The 17,607-nt window shown below is 32.5% G+C and carries 13 protein-coding genes; 2 read left to right on the top strand and 11 right to left on the bottom strand.

The window, feature by feature from the left end:
* Positions 1-83 precede the first annotated feature (83 nt).
* Genes FTRAC_RS04400 through FTRAC_RS04375 form a run of 6 tightly spaced genes read right to left on the bottom strand, consistent with a single transcriptional unit; the run spans position 84 to position 12,682 of the window.
* On the bottom strand, positions 84-1,388 hold the full coding sequence (locus FTRAC_RS04400) for a hypothetical protein (RefSeq protein ID WP_013453026.1): 1,305 nt from the start codon (positions 1,386-1,388) through the stop codon (positions 84-86).
* Entirely contained in the window at positions 1,385-2,476 is a 1,092-nt protein-coding gene (locus FTRAC_RS04395; RefSeq protein WP_013453025.1) for a hypothetical protein, read from the bottom strand. Before FTRAC_RS04395 ends, FTRAC_RS04400 begins: the two co-directional genes overlap by 4 nt.
* Positions 2,473-5,574, bottom strand: coding sequence for an nSTAND1 domain-containing NTPase (locus FTRAC_RS04390; RefSeq protein ID WP_013453024.1), 3,102 nt, complete (start codon positions 5,572-5,574; stop codon positions 2,473-2,475). Before FTRAC_RS04390 ends, FTRAC_RS04395 begins: the two co-directional genes overlap by 4 nt.
* 6 nt (positions 5,575-5,580) lie before the next feature.
* Positions 5,581-6,945 (bottom strand): hypothetical protein, encoded by a 1,365-nt coding sequence (locus FTRAC_RS04385; protein WP_013453023.1) that lies wholly within the window; start codon positions 6,943-6,945, stop codon positions 5,581-5,583.
* Entirely contained in the window at positions 6,942-10,148 is a 3,207-nt protein-coding gene (locus FTRAC_RS04380) for a SpoIIE family protein phosphatase (RefSeq protein WP_013453022.1), read from the bottom strand. Before FTRAC_RS04380 ends, FTRAC_RS04385 begins: the two co-directional genes overlap by 4 nt.
* Complete coding sequence (locus FTRAC_RS04375; protein ID WP_013453021.1) at positions 10,145-12,682, bottom strand: hypothetical protein; 2,538 nt, start codon at positions 12,680-12,682, stop codon at positions 10,145-10,147. Before FTRAC_RS04375 ends, FTRAC_RS04380 begins: the two co-directional genes overlap by 4 nt.
* A gap of 160 nt (positions 12,683-12,842) precedes the next feature.
* On the opposite strand from FTRAC_RS04375, the gene FTRAC_RS19170 reads away from it, so the two are divergent.
* The gene (locus tag FTRAC_RS19170; RefSeq protein WP_013453020.1) at positions 12,843-13,229 is read left to right on the top strand and encodes a DUF1987 domain-containing protein; all 387 of its coding nucleotides are present in this window, start codon (positions 12,843-12,845) and stop codon (positions 13,227-13,229) included.
* 70 nt (positions 13,230-13,299) lie between these two features.
* On the opposite strand, the gene FTRAC_RS04365 is transcribed toward FTRAC_RS19170, so the two are convergent.
* The 4 genes from FTRAC_RS04365 to FTRAC_RS04355 form a co-directional block, all read right to left on the bottom strand.
* Positions 13,300-14,697 (bottom strand): S41 family peptidase, encoded by a 1,398-nt coding sequence (locus FTRAC_RS04365; protein WP_013453019.1) that lies wholly within the window; start codon positions 14,695-14,697, stop codon positions 13,300-13,302.
* Between the two features lie 41 nt (positions 14,698-14,738).
* Positions 14,739-15,554 carry a PhzF family phenazine biosynthesis protein gene (locus FTRAC_RS04360; protein WP_185094430.1) on the bottom strand — a complete coding sequence of 272 codons (816 nt, stop codon included), beginning with the start codon at positions 15,552-15,554 and terminating at the stop codon, positions 14,739-14,741.
* Positions 15,555-15,565: 11 nt separating this feature from the next.
* Positions 15,566-15,724 (bottom strand): DUF2116 family Zn-ribbon domain-containing protein, encoded by a 159-nt coding sequence (locus FTRAC_RS19680; RefSeq protein ID WP_148230039.1) that lies wholly within the window; start codon positions 15,722-15,724, stop codon positions 15,566-15,568.
* A 274-nt stretch (positions 15,725-15,998) separates the two neighbouring features.
* On the bottom strand, positions 15,999-16,235 hold the full coding sequence (locus tag FTRAC_RS04355; protein ID WP_013453017.1) for a hypothetical protein: 237 nt from the start codon (positions 16,233-16,235) through the stop codon (positions 15,999-16,001).
* Between the two features lie 258 nt (positions 16,236-16,493).
* Here FTRAC_RS04355 and trhA point away from each other — a divergent pair, with 258 nt between their 5' ends.
* On the top strand, positions 16,494-17,123 hold the full coding sequence (trhA, locus tag FTRAC_RS04350; RefSeq protein WP_013453016.1) for a PAQR family membrane homeostasis protein TrhA: 630 nt from the start codon (positions 16,494-16,496) through the stop codon (positions 17,121-17,123).
* Between the two features lie 5 nt (positions 17,124-17,128).
* Here trhA and FTRAC_RS04345 read toward each other — a convergent pair whose 3' ends face one another.
* Entirely contained in the window at positions 17,129-17,518 is a 390-nt protein-coding gene (locus FTRAC_RS04345) for a tellurite resistance TerB family protein (RefSeq protein WP_013453015.1), read from the bottom strand.
* Between the last annotated feature and the right edge of the window lie 89 nt (positions 17,519-17,607).

Below are 17,607 nucleotides of genomic sequence, written 5' to 3'. Positions count from 1 at the left end.
TCGTAACTTTGTCGTTTAGTGTGTCTTACAATATACAGATTCGGGGAGCAATCAGCAAATTTATATCTAATAATAGAATTTTACTAAAATTTTATCTTCATTAATCCAATGGCTGTCGAATTATTTTCAAATTCTTTTTGTGAAAGTATTACGACTACATTATTCGGTTCACATTCGATTTTTTTAATCTTGTAAAATCCAGTACTTTGAAATTCAATGTTTTCGTTCAATAGTGCTTCTCCTTCTTGCGAAAATTTTTGTAGATAGGAGTAAGTACTTAATTCCTTTTCTTCTATTGTGGCTACTACGATATTCCCATCTGAATCTTCTGCTAGGCTTGCTGCAGTGGTTCTTCCCACATCACTTACATTAGTTGTATCTCTTCTATATTTAAAAATTTGCTGAGATTTTTCCTTTTGTGAATTAATGTATTCTTTTCTTATCAAAAATACAGAATCATTATTGGCTTCATTATAGTTCCCCAAAAAATAGTCTTTCTCATTTGTGCTGTGACGCAGATAATCAGCAAATCTGTCATTCTCATCTGTGCCTAAGGACGGACGCGCTGGAGCAGTAGATACTAAATCAGTGTATATCTCCCAGATTATATTTAGTGATGGGCCTTGCACTGTTTCCTGAGGATTTTCATTGATTTCCTGCCCAATCACCGCATAAACTTCATCTGGATTATTCCCCGGAAGTATTTTTAGATTATAGCTTCCCGAATAATTGAGGACCGCAGGTTTTTGTTGAATTTTTTCAATTTCTTCAGTTGAGCTTTGATTAAAGTCTATATCACTTAATTCAAAAATCTCTGTCACTTTACTTGTATTAGAGGTTGGGGAATTACGAATGGATCCCACGCATATTAAATAATTCGGTATGACCAAAAAGTCCTTAAATGCAATGATTTCAGATGAAGTGTTCATTTGTAAAATTTTGAATTCAGCGGCTACGCTGTCTGCTTGATTGACATCAACCGGAAGTCCATCTAAATCGGCTTTTATCAGCATGTTCATCGCTGGATTTTCTTGTTGAGCTGAGGTTTTTCTGTGCGTTAGTACCAAGACTCCTTCTTGCCCAAGTAATTTCATTTTTACTCCTTCATCGTAAAAATCCGCATTGGTGATTCGATGAAAGTCAGTTTGCATGCCGCTCGCATTTACATTGATCAATGCAATGTCCGAATCATCATCAGTCTTGATATTTGCCAAAATTAGATAACCGCTTTGGTCAGGTTTACAAATAAAGTCAATTGCCTCTACATTTTCTGATACTGCATAGAGCTTATTGAAGCCGGGCATCATATCTTCTGGTAGTGGTTCTAGTTGGCAAGCAAAAGCAACTGGAATCCAAAGAATAAGGTATATGTAGGATTTCTTTATCATTTAAAATTGAAAAAAGGTATATTGAATGAAACACTTAATTGATAAACTAGGTTGGTATAGTCATCATCTAACAGAGCCATTGCGTTGGCCATCGAAACAGTATGAGCTGTTCTTCTTGCTTCAGCAGTTAAGTGATTGATGAAGTAATTCGATACGCCAAATTTTACTTCACCATAGTTTTCCCCAATTTTTAGCATAGTTCCCACATTTGTAGATATACCAACATTGAAATCTGTTCTTCTTGACGAAATATCAAATTCATTAATTATTTCCTCTTCTACAGTTAATTGATAATTATTGTCATAATTAAACACGTTATAACTTAGATTATACCTGCCAATGACCCCGACTTCAATGAAGGGTTTCCATGTGTAATAATCTTTCATATACCTTAGATTGAGATTCAGGTTTAGTCCATTATTACTGCTTTCGTATTGGATAAAACTACGACTGTCTTCAGGAATGACTACATCCGTGCTGTTCTCGCTATCGTAATCTTCGGTAATATGGTAATTTGTTTCTTCATAGTCGAACCTTTGATTTTGAAATTGAACTTCTGCGCCAGCGATTAAGTTTTTTGTTATAGGGTATAAAAACTGAATTCCTACTTGTGGATTTGATATTTTAGTTAAATAATTTGGATCATGAATGGATTCCATTGATTCAAATGGGTTTGTATTTCGGTATTGATGAACGATTACACTGTTTAAGTTGACACCAGATGTAACTCCAATAAAATATTTTATATCAGTATCAATTTTTCTATATAAAGAATAAAGTTCAGAGGGGTCTATATTTTCCTGTACTTGGTAATCAGTTTTTACATTTAGTAATTTGATAAAAGTAGTTCTAGCTTTTTCTTGCTGATTAATGTTTATGTAGGTTAAAGTCAATAAGCGAAGAGCTTCTATTTTTTCGGTCTTACTAAAACCCTCTTCCAAACAATCTGTTAACTTACCAGGAATGGCATATAGATTTCCGTTTGAATAATCTGAACGAGCCTCATTCAAATTTCTTTCACAGCTAGATTGTGCTATTAATTTTGAGCTCATTAAGCTTAAAAATAAGATTAATAAATATTTATTCATCTACTTTGGCTTTTAAAAACGCTTTCCTCAAATATAGGTGAGTATTCCAGATCGTCACCAATGTATCTATCCCATTCCTCTGGTGTAATATCTCTTCTTAATTTGTTTTTTAGCGTCTCAGCTAATATTTCGCTTTTAATAGGGTAAAGCCTAAATACTTGATCTTTACAACCAGCAAAAATGTGATTTTTATCCATTAAGGCAATGGCATTTACCCAAGATCCTGGTTCATTTATGATCATTGGGAATTCATCAGGATCTTTTAGGTTCCACATTCGAATTGTTCCTTTAGTACTTGCTGCTATAATTTGGTTCTCAGCATGATTGAATGTAATGTCAGTCATGATTTCACCATCATTACCCCTCAAGGAGATGGAGTTTTCTGTGTTAAATTCGTCATCAAGGTAAAATAAAGTTACTTGACCTGAATTATCTCCAGCTGCCAATATGCCATTTCCCACTGCTAATGAATGTATATATTTATTATTAGCTTCCCTGACAGTAATCTTGCTCTTTTTTTCATTTGTATCCCATATTTCAATTTTACCATCATTATTGCCTGTAGCTAGCAAATCCTTATTAATGATCTCCATATCATATATTCTGCTATTTGTATCAATAAAGGGAGACAATTTGTTGTCTTTAAACTGGTATATGATATTATCAGAAGCGGAAAGATAAAAATCTGTTGAACCCTGCATGAATGCTACATCAAATGCATAGCTTCCTGGTAGGCTATGTTTTTCCACGGTTCTTATTCTCTTTGAAATATCAATCACATAAAAATCAGAGCCGTCAGTAAGTGCAATAAGTTTTTGATTGTTTTCGTCTACAAATATTTTTTTAATAAATACTCCCTCTTGATCAAATACCACAATACTTCTTTGTGCCGCCATGTCCTCTACTTCCCAGGCATTTATTCTTCCTGAAGTGCCCGTTGTGTATAGATATTTGTCTTGAACAAATTGTAATGAACGAACATCCGAAGAAGTACTTTTAAAAGCATTATAGTAATCAGAATCAAAGTTTTTGACAGCATAAAATAAGCCATTGTAGATGTCATTATTACTATCATAGCCAGCATTGTTGATATTGAATTTAAACCCTAAATAGGCTAAAATTCCTTGCAGTTGATCATCCTCCATTTGTAATGATTTTACTGCTAGCGATTGAGCCACAGCTCTCATACTTAGCTGGGTAGAGTTTTTCTGTTCACGTTGTAAATCTTGGTTGGCTAGTGCTAATTGCTCTTGTCTCTCTTGAGCAATTTGACTTTGCTCTATAGCTCTTTGAGCTTGTTCATTGGCCTGCTTTCTTGCAATTTCTTCAGTTCTCCTTGCCTGCATTGCAAGATATACATTGTATTCTGCCCGGTTTCTTTCCTTATTAGCTCTAATACTTGATTTATTAGCTTCAATTTGTTGTCGCTGTGCCTTTAATTCATTCTCCTTAGCTTTTTCTGCATTTCTTTTGGCTTCAATTGAATTCTGCTCTGCTAATTGTCTTTGTCTTTCTGCAACATTACTCTGGTTAAAAGCAAAGAATAATAATATGATGGACAGAACAGCTGCTGTACCCAAAACAGATGCTATGATTTTGGAACGCTTCAGTCTCCTTTTTTGCAAAAGCTCTTTTGTCTCCAGTTCTTTTTTATAAGACTCTTCACTTTTATTCAAGAAAAGGATTACAGCCTCAAAATTATTTTCGTACTGCAGTGCCCACTTTAATGTTGGTTTTGATTTATTTCTCCACTCTATTGCCAATTGCAAATCGGGTGGACGCCATAAACCACCACTTCCCTGTTGATATTTTGTGGCAGCCTCTGATAATCGTAAATATATTTGAGCAGATTGTGATTCGTTTTGAACCCAGTTACGCAACCTATACCAAACCCTCATTAGAGCCTCATGACTAATATCAATTACAGACTCACTATTTAATTCTATATCTTCCCTTGGGGTAAGAAGAGCACGACCCTCAATCCTAAATTTGTCAATTATTTTGATTAAAATATATTCTTCCTCATCAACTATTTGAGCAATCTCTTTTAAAGGGGTAGGTCTTCTAATCCCGTCATTATCACTTCTTTTTTCAGTGATAGTTTTGAAAATCTTTTCGCAAATTTGTTTTTCATTTTCATCAAGTTCATAGAAGGCTTCGTCAGCATGTCTTGATAAGGCTTCATTCACTCCACCAATGGCTTCATAGTGAATAAAATCTAATTGCTCCTTACTATCTCCACTTTCTGTCCAATAATTCCAAGTCCGCATTAAGGCATGTTGTAAAACAGGCAATTGATCATACCTGTCGCCCATATCATTGAGCAATCTTTGAACCAACCTATTAGATATTTTAGCATCACCCACAGCAACTGGTCCGGTTATGACTAGCTTTTTCTGTTCCCTAGTCATTTGAGGAATCAGATAGTGACTGTCATTGATTTTATTGGTCAATTCTGGGAACTGCTCACAATCACCCAAGAAATCTGATCTCATGGATAATGCGATATAAATAGGAACTTCTGTTTGTTCAATAGCCTGCAGAATTAAATTCACATAAGCTAATGATTCATTTAAGTGCTTAGTCTCTCCTAGTTTTCTAAATCGGAAAATTTCTTCAAACTGATCTAGATAAATCAATAAGTTTTTGCCTTTCAGATGCTTGTTTAATTGGTATAAGTCACTTAATCCTTTAGTACTTTTTTTAAGAACTGCCTCAAATAGGTATTCGTTTATTAAGGATTGGGAGTAATCTACAGAATCTGGTGCGCTGTGCTCTTCTATATGTTTTTTAAATCCCCTAGCTAAATTCTTAATCGGATTCAGACCGGGCTTGGCAGTAATAATTTCCCATTCATTTCCAGCTTTGGAAATAAAGCCACCATGAAGAGTTGGGATTACACCAGAGAACATCAAGGAAGACTTTCCTGTACCTGATGAGCCCAATATATTGACAAATCTATTTTTTTCTAGTATAGCCAATACCTCATCACTCTGACCCTCACGACCAAAGTAAAGATAGCTCTCCTCAATTCCGAAAGGCCTTAAGCCCGGAAATGGATTAAAAATGTTTCCCCTATTATTTTCTTTTTGCTGCACTTAATACTATAGTTTCTTAATAATCCCCATTATTTGGTCAGGCTTTTCTTTTTCAACTAAATTAAAACTTTCAAAATTTTCTCTAACTATTTTTGCTTGTTGTCCATAGATAATATACTTACCCAGTATGTCTTTATCATTTCTAAAACCCGGAGCCTTTCTGATTTCAGAAGACATTGAGTTTAACCATGGTAGATTGTTTTTGAAGTAGAGAATAATGAAATAATCTGCATTTCGCAATAGTTCATAATGCAAATGTCTGTATTCGGTAACATTTTCTACAAAATCTATTATTTTTAATTCAAAATTTTCTTCAATTGATTTGTCCTGATTTAATTCCTTTATACTTGCACCTTCTATTCTAGTATCAGAAATTATGTAAATAATTTTCTTTAAGGATTCTTCCTTTAGTTCAATTGATTGATTTATCTTATGAAGGTTGTCCTTAATAATGTCTTTTAATTCTTCAATTGTAGTTTCAACAGCTTCTATATTTTGATAGGGCTTAAGTTGTACTTTCAACTCATTATATTTCGCTTTCTTTTCGGGTTTTAATCCTTCAGCTGGATTAAACCAGATCAATCTTCTTAGAGATGGTAATTTATTAAATGCTGTCCTTTTTTCTTCATTTGTTAAATCAATAAATTCATCAGGGAAATGTAATGCCATGTTACATTTTTTCAAATAAAACAGTTCTGGGTCTTCCATATAATTAGCTTCAATGGAAAAATCTTCATCTGGAAATATTTCTGTTTCATAAGCCTTCAATTCTCTTTTTATGGTGTTTCTTGCTTCGTAATAACTTTTATTTTTATCCGAAATAAAAACAGTGTTCTTAATAAGAGTTTCTTGTCCACCTAATATTTTTAAAGTGTCTAAGAGGACGTCAGCAAAGACTTTCCAATAATTTTCATTGTCTTGGAATTTATTCCAACCTTCAAAAGTTTGATAGTCTTCTTCATTCAGTATGCCATGATCATAAAATCGATAATATGTTGGCGTTGATAAAGATAAGGGTAGATCAGCAATATTAACTGGTGCTTTGAAAACTTTTTTTATTTTTGAGTTTATCAAAGGGATGTCAAAATTATAGGCTTGTTCAAGCTCTGCTGAGTCCTGATTAATATTTGATGCAAATACCATAGCAGGAGAGAGGACATAGAAAATTAAATTGGCATTGTCAAAATCATTTTTTGTAATCAAGTCTAGTTCACTTTTATAAGTGATGTCAACTTTATTTTTCAATTGATAATTTATTCCCGCTTTTAAAAAATCAGCAAAATAGTCCACCCAGCCCTTCTGCTGATCGGCTGCCGAAATATTGTCATTAGGCGTAAATTTGATGATGATATGGTAGTTTTTTTTGCTCATAGTTTAAATCCAATCACTAAAATATCATCAGTTTGATGATAGCCTGATTTCCAATCTTCAATTTCTTCGTGCAATATCGTCTTTTGTTCCAATACTTCTTTATCGTGAATATTGACTAATAATTTCTTGAAATTGCCAGTTAGATATTTGAATCCCTTTTCTCCACCGAATTGATCTTGATATCCATCTGAGAAAAGGTAAAAACTTCGTTTTTTGTTATCTGTTAAATCTAAATGATGGGTTTGGAAATATCGGTCAGCCCCTCTTTGTTGACCTCCAATGGCATATTTGTCACCTTTAATTCTAATTAGTTCCCCATCTTCCACATACATGAGAGGGTTTTTAGCACCAGCAAAATAGAGTTGTTTAGTTTCAGTGTTGTAAGTGACAATGGTCATGTCCATACCATCATTTACCTGGGTCTCGTCCTGCCTCAAATCAGCAATGATGTCGTGGTTCATTTCAGTCAGTATTTGACCTGGATCATATATTTTCTTCAACTTGGTAATGTTGTTTAATAGGTTCATCCCTACCACACTTACAATTGCTCCTGGAACTCCATGACCTGTACAATCTACAGCAGCTAGAATATGTAATTCCTCATTTTTGTCATTATATGCTTTATTAAACCAAAAGAAGTCACCACTAACCACATCTCGAGGTAAAAAGTAAACAAAGCTTTCTTGAAAAGCTTTTTTGATTTCTACTTCGGTGCTCATCAATGCATTTTGTATTCTTTTCGCATAATTGATGCTTGATTTTAACTTGCTACTGGTTTCTTCTAGTAAGTCTTTTTGTTTTTTAATCTGCTGATTTGTTAGTGAAAGTTCATATTTCTGCGATTCTATTTGAGTATTCTTTTTCTCTAGCTCTCCTTTTTGAGAAGTAATTAGTTCATTTAATTGTTTTAAGCGTTCAGCTTTTAGCACTTGCAAATGGGATTTCTTTTCTAAATCCTCCAATCCTTTTTGCAATTCCTCTTCTAGCTCCTTTGCACGACTATTTTTAAGACCGATAACAGTTTTGTATCCGATAAAACCCAATAATAAGAGTGAAAGACCACCACTGATATAAAACCAATTCCTCTTCCAAATAGGAGGGATTACCGTCATGTTTACTATTTCTTTATTTACACTTTCTATACCATCACTGTTTACAGCTTTAATTTCTATAGCATTTCTGCCATCTTCAAAGTCAGTCAAAATTATTTTCTCTCCTGATGCTATACTCCTTTCAGATTGGCTGTTAATAATATTACTGTATGATATTTGTGCCTTGTCATTTTTTAAATGATTGATTACTCTTGCTTCAATCACTACAATTGCATCTTTTTCTATGCGGGCTTTATTATCTAATAAATTAATTGTATCTACTGGGTTTTTAAATTCATCTAGCGTGTAGGAATATGCTTTTTCAACAGATATACCAGGGGCTACTAGATTTGGTATTTCCTTGAGTGGATTAAATAATGAAATGCCATTGGGATGAGTAAACCATAATGTTCCTGTAGGATCTTTTTTAACATCTAAGAAAAAGGTGGAAAGCAAAAAGTCATTCTTATTATAAGCAATAGGATTTCTGCTACTTATTTTATCTTCATTAAACGTTATTGGTAGTCTTAGTAATTGGTTTTTAGTAGAAATCCACAAATTACCATCACGGTCATCGAATATCTTAATAATTACCTTGCCTTGTAGTAAATTATATTGGGAAATAGGCATCTGTGTAATTTCTCCTAATTCACTTATAAAGTAAATCTCCTTTTCATTAAAATACCAAAGTCCCTCACTCGCTGATATTAGATTGGTTACTGAAAGTGAATCTGGTAACGATATGGACTTTACTTTTTGAGTTGCCACGTTTAATGTCGATACAATATTTTGATTGTTTACTGTGATGATTTTATCTAATGATAAATCAAGTTTTTTGGCAGAATTCAATGTTTTGATTTGTTGAACAGGAGATACATTCTTATCTACATAAAATATATCTCCTCTTTGATTGTAAGCAATGAGAGAATCATTAGTGTAATAAGTAAAGGGAATAAAATTACTGTTTTTTCGGATTAGGGATAGATCTGAATCACCAGTTTTCCAACTATAAATATTCTTATTGAAGGAGATTATCCAAGTATTATCTAATTCAAACGCTTGAATATTGTTGACTGGAATTTCTTGCTCGGGAATTTTAAAAGTGATTTCTTTATTATAAATATTGTAGTAAGTCAATTCTTTAGAACTAGCTAAGAGTGTTCCTTTTTCGCCAACAAAAAGGTCTATTATTTCTTTTTGTACTATTCTTGAAAAAGGGTTGTTTTGAACAATCTTCAACAGTTTATTCTTTCCTAGAATCCAGAGGTTGTTTTCCTTGTCATTAAACAACTTATTAACTGTTATAATTTCATTAGGTATTATACTAGCTAATGATTTGGTATCAATTCCGTTATCTACCCAAAGTTTACCGTCTGAATCTACAGACCATATTTTACCAAAATCATCAACAAAAAAATCTATAATGGCAATGTCGTTTTTAAACAACCTTGTAATTCTTCCATTTGCATAATTAAAGACTGCATTTTCGTTATGAATATAAGTATTTGAATCAACAGAAATAATCTTTGATGGATTTGAAAGGAATGTGCCAATGCTTGCAGGACTTCTTCCCTCGACTAATACAGTTAAACCATTGCTGTGCCCTATAACAGTATTAATTTGGCCTATATGAAAACTATAGAACTCTTCATTTTTTTCATTTGAATAAACTACCTCTGGCAGGTCTAAATTAGTTCCTAGCTTTATTAATTCTGTTTTAGACAGGATCCATAGTTGATCTTCATTTTGTTGGAACTGAATTGCAGCTTGGTCCCAAACCACATTGACACTGTCATTTAGTAAATTAAGGAAGTAGGTTTTATTGTTGTCAGAAAAGAAAAGCTTATCCTTAAAAGCATATATCTTATTCAGGTCTTCATATTTAATAGGAAGTTTAATTCGAGAAAATTCCGAACCATCAAATTTCAAAACTTCACTCTTAGTCTTAAAATATATGTTTAAAAATTGATCTTGGCTAGCAGACAGAAATTCTTTTTCTCCAAAGAAATCACTAGGTGAGAATGAATCATATTGCTGGTTTTGACTAAAGGCAATATTTGCCGAAAGCAATAAAAAAACTAGTATGCCAATATGTTTATTAGTTACTTTCAAGCTGCTTCTTTATTAAGGGTTTTTCCATTCATAATTTCACTCTTTTTAGGCAATTCTTCTAAATATTTTTGGATAATCTTCTCATATCCTATAATAATATTAAGCAATATTACTTCATCAACAATTAAAAACCTTACATCTTCCTCTAAATTAAAGTATACATTTTCAGTTGGGCTTTCGTGATCAGACACTTTAATGATATCTCTTTTTTTATACTCGTTATAGTTAATTCCATCTTTTGAATAGGAAGCATTGCCGTGCTGTATTATCCAATAACCCAAATTGAATTCTTTTTGCAATGAAATATGGTGTTCACCAGCCTTTAATACTCTTACCTCAAAATATTCATGAAAATTTAATAGTTCTGCTACAGATAATTTATTTAGATACGGAATTGAAATTAGGAAATCGATTTTATCAAACAAAAGTAAATTGTCATGATAAATCTGTTTTTGTTGTACAACATCAAAATTAGATCTTATTATATAATCTATTTTTGTCGCTTCATTAGCAGGTAGTCTTTTTAGGAAAATTGTATAAAATTCAGGTAAGTTTTTATAAATATTAACTGCAGCCGTTTCTTTCAATAATTTATTCTCATTCAAAAACTCAGATGCAAGTTCAAAGGGGATGTCTTCTTTGAAAGCATATTGCAATATATTTATTGTACAGGCTCTTGTCCAACTGTTTATTTGATCGTACTCTTTGTTTAGAATTCCCCAAATAAGTTGTTCCTCTGATTCAAAATTAGGTTGTAAAGTGGTTTCAGGAAATTCTTCTTGTAGAAATTCCAACAATGCTTTTTCCTTAGGAGAGAATAATATTTTAATCTTATTATGAACGGATAAATTATCAATTATCACTAAGTCAATTAAGCAATTGGCTATAGCATGACTTTCTGTATTTCTATTACTGTAGTTCGCAAAAATTTCATCAATTGCCGCAGCACTGTAGTACAGCTTTAGGATATTGATAATGATATATAGTGCTTCTTTATTTTCATTTTCAATTGCTTTCTTTAACATTTTGAAGCTCTCATTTCTCAATTCCATTTGTTGTATGAGATAATCATTACTCAATAAGGTGATAATAAGGTCGTCAAATAGTTTTGCAAAATAGGTTCTGTGTTTTTCAGTTACCTTAACATTATTTATGATGATTTTCTTTGCAGCAATTTTGCGGATATTACTATTGGTTTCATTTAAAGAGTTAAATAATATTTGATGAGCAACTTCAGCATTGATTTTGCATAAAAGAGCAAAGCAGGATTCTACAAAAAGCAAATTTTCTTTTCTTTTTGAAAATTCGATTTCAATATATTTAATGCTTTTTTCACCGATATTTTCCAATGCTAATTGTGCCCATAAACTTAACTCTGGCTTTTCAAGATGTTCTATTAGTATTGAAATGATATTAATGTCATCCTGATAACCAGCTACTATGCAGGCAGGTTTTTTTACAGATAATCTATTGTCATTTAGTAATTTGATAATGAAGTTTCGGTCAGGGGTAATTATTTGTTTTCTTATTAGGCCTTTGATAACTGCTAAGTCATTGGATTGCTCAATGTATTCGTATGGATTTTTAATTTCGTCAATTTGGTCTTTAATACTTTTAAGGTATTTACTAATATCTGTCAGAACTGAATGTATTTCATTTGAAGAGTCGGTTTTTTCAATTAGTAGTTCAATGTTTTCAATTTCATCTATTGCAGATATTCTTTTTAAAGTATATAAAACATAATACTGTTCATTTAAAGGAGCAGTAAGGAAGTTCTCTTTCAATAACTTAGATAATTTGTAAGGCTTTTTTTCATATACATTTAATAAACTGATATGCTCTTGATCTTTTTCTAAATCCTTTTTGCCGATAGCAGCAATAAATTTCAGTAGCAGCTTATGCTGGGCATTGTGAAAAAGGAAATTTAGTATTGATATTATCACTAATAGAAGAATGGGCAAAAAGAGAAGGTAATTGATCGTTTGCGGTAAAAAATCATATAAAATTCCAAAACAAGCAATCGTAATAATAATGAAATATATTTCATAGGATTTAAATGTTTCATGTCTTTTACTATTTACGATGCCTAATTTTGCTTTTTCATCTGTTCTTGTAAAAGAAATCCAAAAGAAAAAACCAACTGGTAAACCCATCATGAAAATTACCGAACCTAGGCTACTAAATTCAAAAACCAAGCTACTACCTTGAACATTGATATAAATGATAATTAGGCATAAAGCACTAAATATTACATTAAATAAATTAAAAAGGTTTGAAAATAGAAATTGACTTACTTTTGGTCTGATGTATGAATAGGGTTTGCTTTTAACTTTATTTCTAAACAAGCTTAAAATCACTAAAACTAAAATTCCTCCTAGGTAGGCTGCATCTGCATTGAAAATTTTGTATGTTCCAAATAAAAATATAGATGTAAGACACAAAATACTTATCGTATTTAAGAAATACTGTAAACTAAACGTGTTGCTAAGTTTACTTTTGTATAAGTTGTTGTCAATGTGATGTTTCGCATTCATAAATTAAATCTAAACTTAAATATTTGTTTAAACAACAAAACATTAATAATCGATTAAAAAGTTAAATTAATCGAAATATTATTACATGTTGAAGTTTTTTCAAAGATTTGATCACAATAATCGTTATAATTGTTGGAGAAAAACTAAAAATACGTGTTTAATGAGTGTATTAGAAATTCCGGCTAAAGAAGCTGCACCTTACGTTAGATTTGATGAAGAGAATGCAACGCTTCAACTAAAGGGGAAATCTTATGATGATGACGTTGTAATGCTTTTCACTATGTTAAGATCTAAGCTTAAAGCTTTCGGTGACAAGAATCCGGAAAAATTAGATGTAAATATATATTTGAAATATTTCAATACATCCTCCTCTAAATGTTTGTTTGATTTATTAATGGAGTTGAAGAACATGGAGGATAAGGGTACTAAATTGAAAATCATTTGGAATTTCGTAGAAGGTGATGAAGAAATGGGTGAGGAGATTGAGGATTTCAGAGATTCGTTGGATATGGATTTTGATATTGAACCTTTAGCTGAGGATTTGTAATAAAACCCATGCAATAATAAAGAAAGGAGGTGTAGTCGACTATACCTCCTTTCGTTGTTTTAAATGAGCATCAGTTGCTCAAATCGATGTCGTAAATACCAAATCTTCTTTTTAATTCCATGCTCCCAATTATATCCTTTGAGGGTATAGCTTGATAGCTTAAAGTCCTACTTGCTTCATCTGAGCCTGCCAAATAAATTAAAGCCTCCTTTAATAATTTTTCATTTACATCTCCCAACTGCAATTTTACCAGATCATTATCTTTTAAAGGAATATCAGGGTAAAATCCTAAGTCATAATCTGATTGATTAAGACTATTGAAAGATTTTGTGATTATGGGTTGCATACCCCAATTGTTTTCAGGATTATCATCTTCATAAAAACTAGTTGAACCAACATTTTTGCCTACTGTTGTATCACCAATAATAAAAGTTTCCATAAAAGGATCTAGGCCATTGATCAAAAGCTCAGAGGCGGAAGCGGTCCTTGAGGAGGTCAAAACTGTAAGCTGAGGGCTTTGGAGATCATTTCCTATGTTTGAGGTTTTGTTTATAAATCTTCTGTTCAATGATTCCTCTCCGTACTCATTAATTAGTGCCTGCTTTAATTCTTCGTTATATTCTCTTTTTACAAAAACATCCTGATCCGAAATATTAGATCCAATTAAGCTAGCAAGATTGATTGTAGCTCTTTCGGCACCCCCGCTATTGTATCTTAAATCTAAAACTAGGTGATCAATACCTTCTGACTTGAAATTTGCGAAAATCTCATCCATTTCAATTGCATAAGCTGCACTATCTGCATCTGTACCTACTGAGAATAGATTGTATACATAGTAGCCAATTTTTTTACCGTTTCTTGTATAGACAGTGTCAAGGTGGTTCGGATTTTCAGCAAATTGTATAGCGCTTAAATCAAAATCACCTATTTCTTCGAAGGATTCATTTTGGAAATTATATCTCTCGATAGTTAAACTATGATTTTGACTAATATTTCCCAATAAGTCACTGTAATTATCTAGCGTTAAATTCGTACTATTTATCTTGGTAAATTTATCTCCTCTTTTGAGTCCTGCATTCTCAGCTGGTGAGCCTTTTTTTACATATGCGATTTGGCCAATTACACCATTTGCATTTTCACTGTCATTATATAGAATAAATTCATAGCCTGATTCTAAGGTAATTCCTTGTAGTGAGTTTAGTAATTCTTGAAAATTAGGTTGAATCCATGAAAAGCGATCTTGATTGGACAGCAAGCCATAGAAAAAATCTTCAGGGTTTTCTCCATTGATGTTCTTATCAGGTAGGTCATCAGTCCAATAATAGTAAAGGTTCATATTCTCGTAAATCCAATTATTTACATACTCATTAGTGCCATTATCAAACTTTTCAGGCTCTGGGTCCTTGTTTCTACAAGATGAAAATATAATGATCCCGCTAAGGAAAATATAGAATGATATGTTTTTCATTGTAAAATGATATTCTAGTGATTTTACTGTATTTTGAATCTCTAATTTAAGTAAAAAGTTCCTTTTATGGTGTAATAAGATTGAGCAATTAATCTGAAATTTTCGGTAGTATGAATGACATTAAAGTAACCACCTCTGGGGCTTAACTGCCTTGATTCCAGATTAGATCTACCTAACTTACTTGCCCAATAATCAACCAATACTGCTTGAGTTGATCCTGTTGCATGATCTTCTAATTGCTGTACATGAGGAACAAGTGTTCTGCAGACAAAGTCATCCTCTTGTGATGAAGCTGCGGTAACTGAATAGCCAAATACATCTATTTTTCTTAAGGCTTCAAAATCAGGTTTCATGTTGGCAAGAATCTCTTCACTTTCCAGTACTACAATATCTTTGTTTTCAGTAGGGTAATACTCAACTATTTTCTGGCCCAAGGCTTTTTCTAAACCTTCAGGTGAAGTTTGATTTTCACTTCTTTTGATGTTTTCTAAAATAACAAAATGCGTATTTTCGGAGTCTTTTCCAGCTTCAATAACTGTGTCTCCTTTAATCAATCTAAAATCTTTTTTAAGTTTTTCAGGATAATGGTCTGATAAAAAAACAGATGCTGCCATGGCACCATGCCCACATAAACCAATTTCTGCATCAGGCGCAAACCATCGAATTCGAAATTCATTTTCCTCAGCCGTCTCCCATAAAAAAGTGGTGGCGGGTTGATGCAATTCTGTGGCAATGGATTGTAATTTTTCATCAGATAAATCTCTGTCAAGTAAAATTACAGCAGATGGATTTCCTAGGGCATTAATTTTTGCTTTTGAAAATACATTGATGATAGCAAAAGGAAATTCTGTTTTCATGGTTTTTAATTTTAAAGTAAGATGACCAATAAAAAAAGCAATGCCAGTAAAACTGCTATCCATTTTAATTTGTTTTGATAGCCTCTTCTAGGAAACTCATACTTGCAGATAGGGCAGACCTGAGCATCATTTTCGATCATCATGGCACATGAAGGACATTCTTTTTTCATATACTATTTCAGTTGTCTTAAAAAATAAAATAAGATGCTATTTAATTCATCTTGCCATGAAACTCAAAAAATGCCGGTGGAAATTATATAAAAATAATGATGAGTACGCTTGTAACTATCGAATAGAATGTTTACATTCATATTAACGAGTCGGGAGAGTTTTTTCCCAAACGTTATCAAGAGGTAGGATTAATGACGAAATACCGTCATTATCACCCCAAAGGCGAGTTTAAGCTCGCCTTTTGATTTTTACGGGGTAGTAACTTTATAAGAATTAATTCTCTTTGTTTTCAGAATTCTCTTCTTTTTCTTTCTTCTTGTCTTTCTTAGGTTCTTCTGGTGGGCTATCTAGTATGTTTCCGTAATCATCAACATAAGCAATCATGTCGTCAAGAGCCCCGCCTTTGGATTGCTCTTTGCGCATTTCTTTCTTCTCTTGCTTCTCTTCTTTTTTCTTCATGCGCTTTTTCTCTTTTTGTTTTTTGATAAAGCTATTTTGTGATCTTGCCATAAAGTAGGGTTTAAATTAGTAGTGTAAGACAAGTATTTTACTTGAATGTAAAAATCCCATTTATTTAGGGATTCAAAGGGGAATAACCATGGGAAGGTATCTTTTTAGATAGATGCAAATGGTCAGCCTAGCTTTGAAAGACAACAAAGCTACCAAAAAGCTTTCAAAATAACTATTTTTTAATAAAATCAGGTAACTTATGTTCTTCCAATAAAAAGCGATTAGATTTACTTTTAGTTCAATTAAAATTGTTAAATTTTGAAAAGACCCCAAACTATAGAAGAGGAATTAGCCAATAGCTTAACTCATGGCTTCGGTATTTTGTTTAGTGTAGTAGCCATTTCCTTATTAATTACATTTTCAGTTCTGGAAGGGAGTGTTTTGCATATAATAAGTAGTAGCTTTTTTGGTGGAGCATTTTTATTGATGTATACTTTTTCTACACTCTACCATGCCATTCAACATCAAAAGACCAAAGCTATCCTTAGGGTTTTCGATCATATCAGCATTTATTTTCTGATAGCTGGTACCTACACACCTTTCTTAATATTAGGTATAGGAGGTACAATGGGCTGGGTGATGTTTGGGATTGTTTGGGGAATAGCTTTATTCGGTACTGTTTTTAAAATATTTTTCACCCATCGATTTCCAAAACTCTCACTGATTCTATATCTCGGAATGGGCTGGATTGCAATTTTTATTGCTAAACCACTTTATGAACAATTGTCAACTACAGTTTTACTGCTGTTAATTGGTGGAGGCCTGAGCTATACGCTTGGGACCATTTTTTACACTAACCATAAAATGCATTATGCTCACGCCATTTGGCATGTTTTTGTCCTGATAGGCACCATAACACATTTTATAGCGGTAATGTATTTGCTTTAAAATCTTTATAGATCTGTTTCTCTTATATTTAATAATTTCTTGATAGCTTCAATGGTTTTGGTTTCCATATCGTGGATAAACCCATCTGCCATGATTACTTCTTGCAAATCATTTAAGATTCTATTGGCATTGATACGGTCATTTTTGTAATGCAGGTAGTTGTGATAGATGATATGATTTATATCAGAATCAGACAACTCTTCATATTCATCTTTTAGTGACACGAATTTTGATCTGAGTTGATCCATATCGTCAATATCGGGGAAGTAATCTTCCATTTTGGATAGAATAACCTCAATTTCAGATCCTTTAAGGCTGTAATCTGAACTTCCTACATGAATCAGTAAGAATAATATAAAGCTTTCGTAATTCTTAAAAATATGATGCTTATCCATTTCTTAGTTATATTTATTGTAAAGCTATACTTTTTTAGAATAAAAAAACAAAAAAGGCTTTGTCAATCGACAAAGCCTTAATTTTCTTC

It is taken from the genome of Marivirga tractuosa DSM 4126 (assembly GCF_000183425.1).
Classification (GTDB): Bacteria; Bacteroidota; Bacteroidia; order Cytophagales; family Cyclobacteriaceae; genus Marivirga; species Marivirga tractuosa.
Note: the sequence above shows the minus strand (reverse complement) of the source record. Positions and strands in the feature narration are given on the sequence as shown.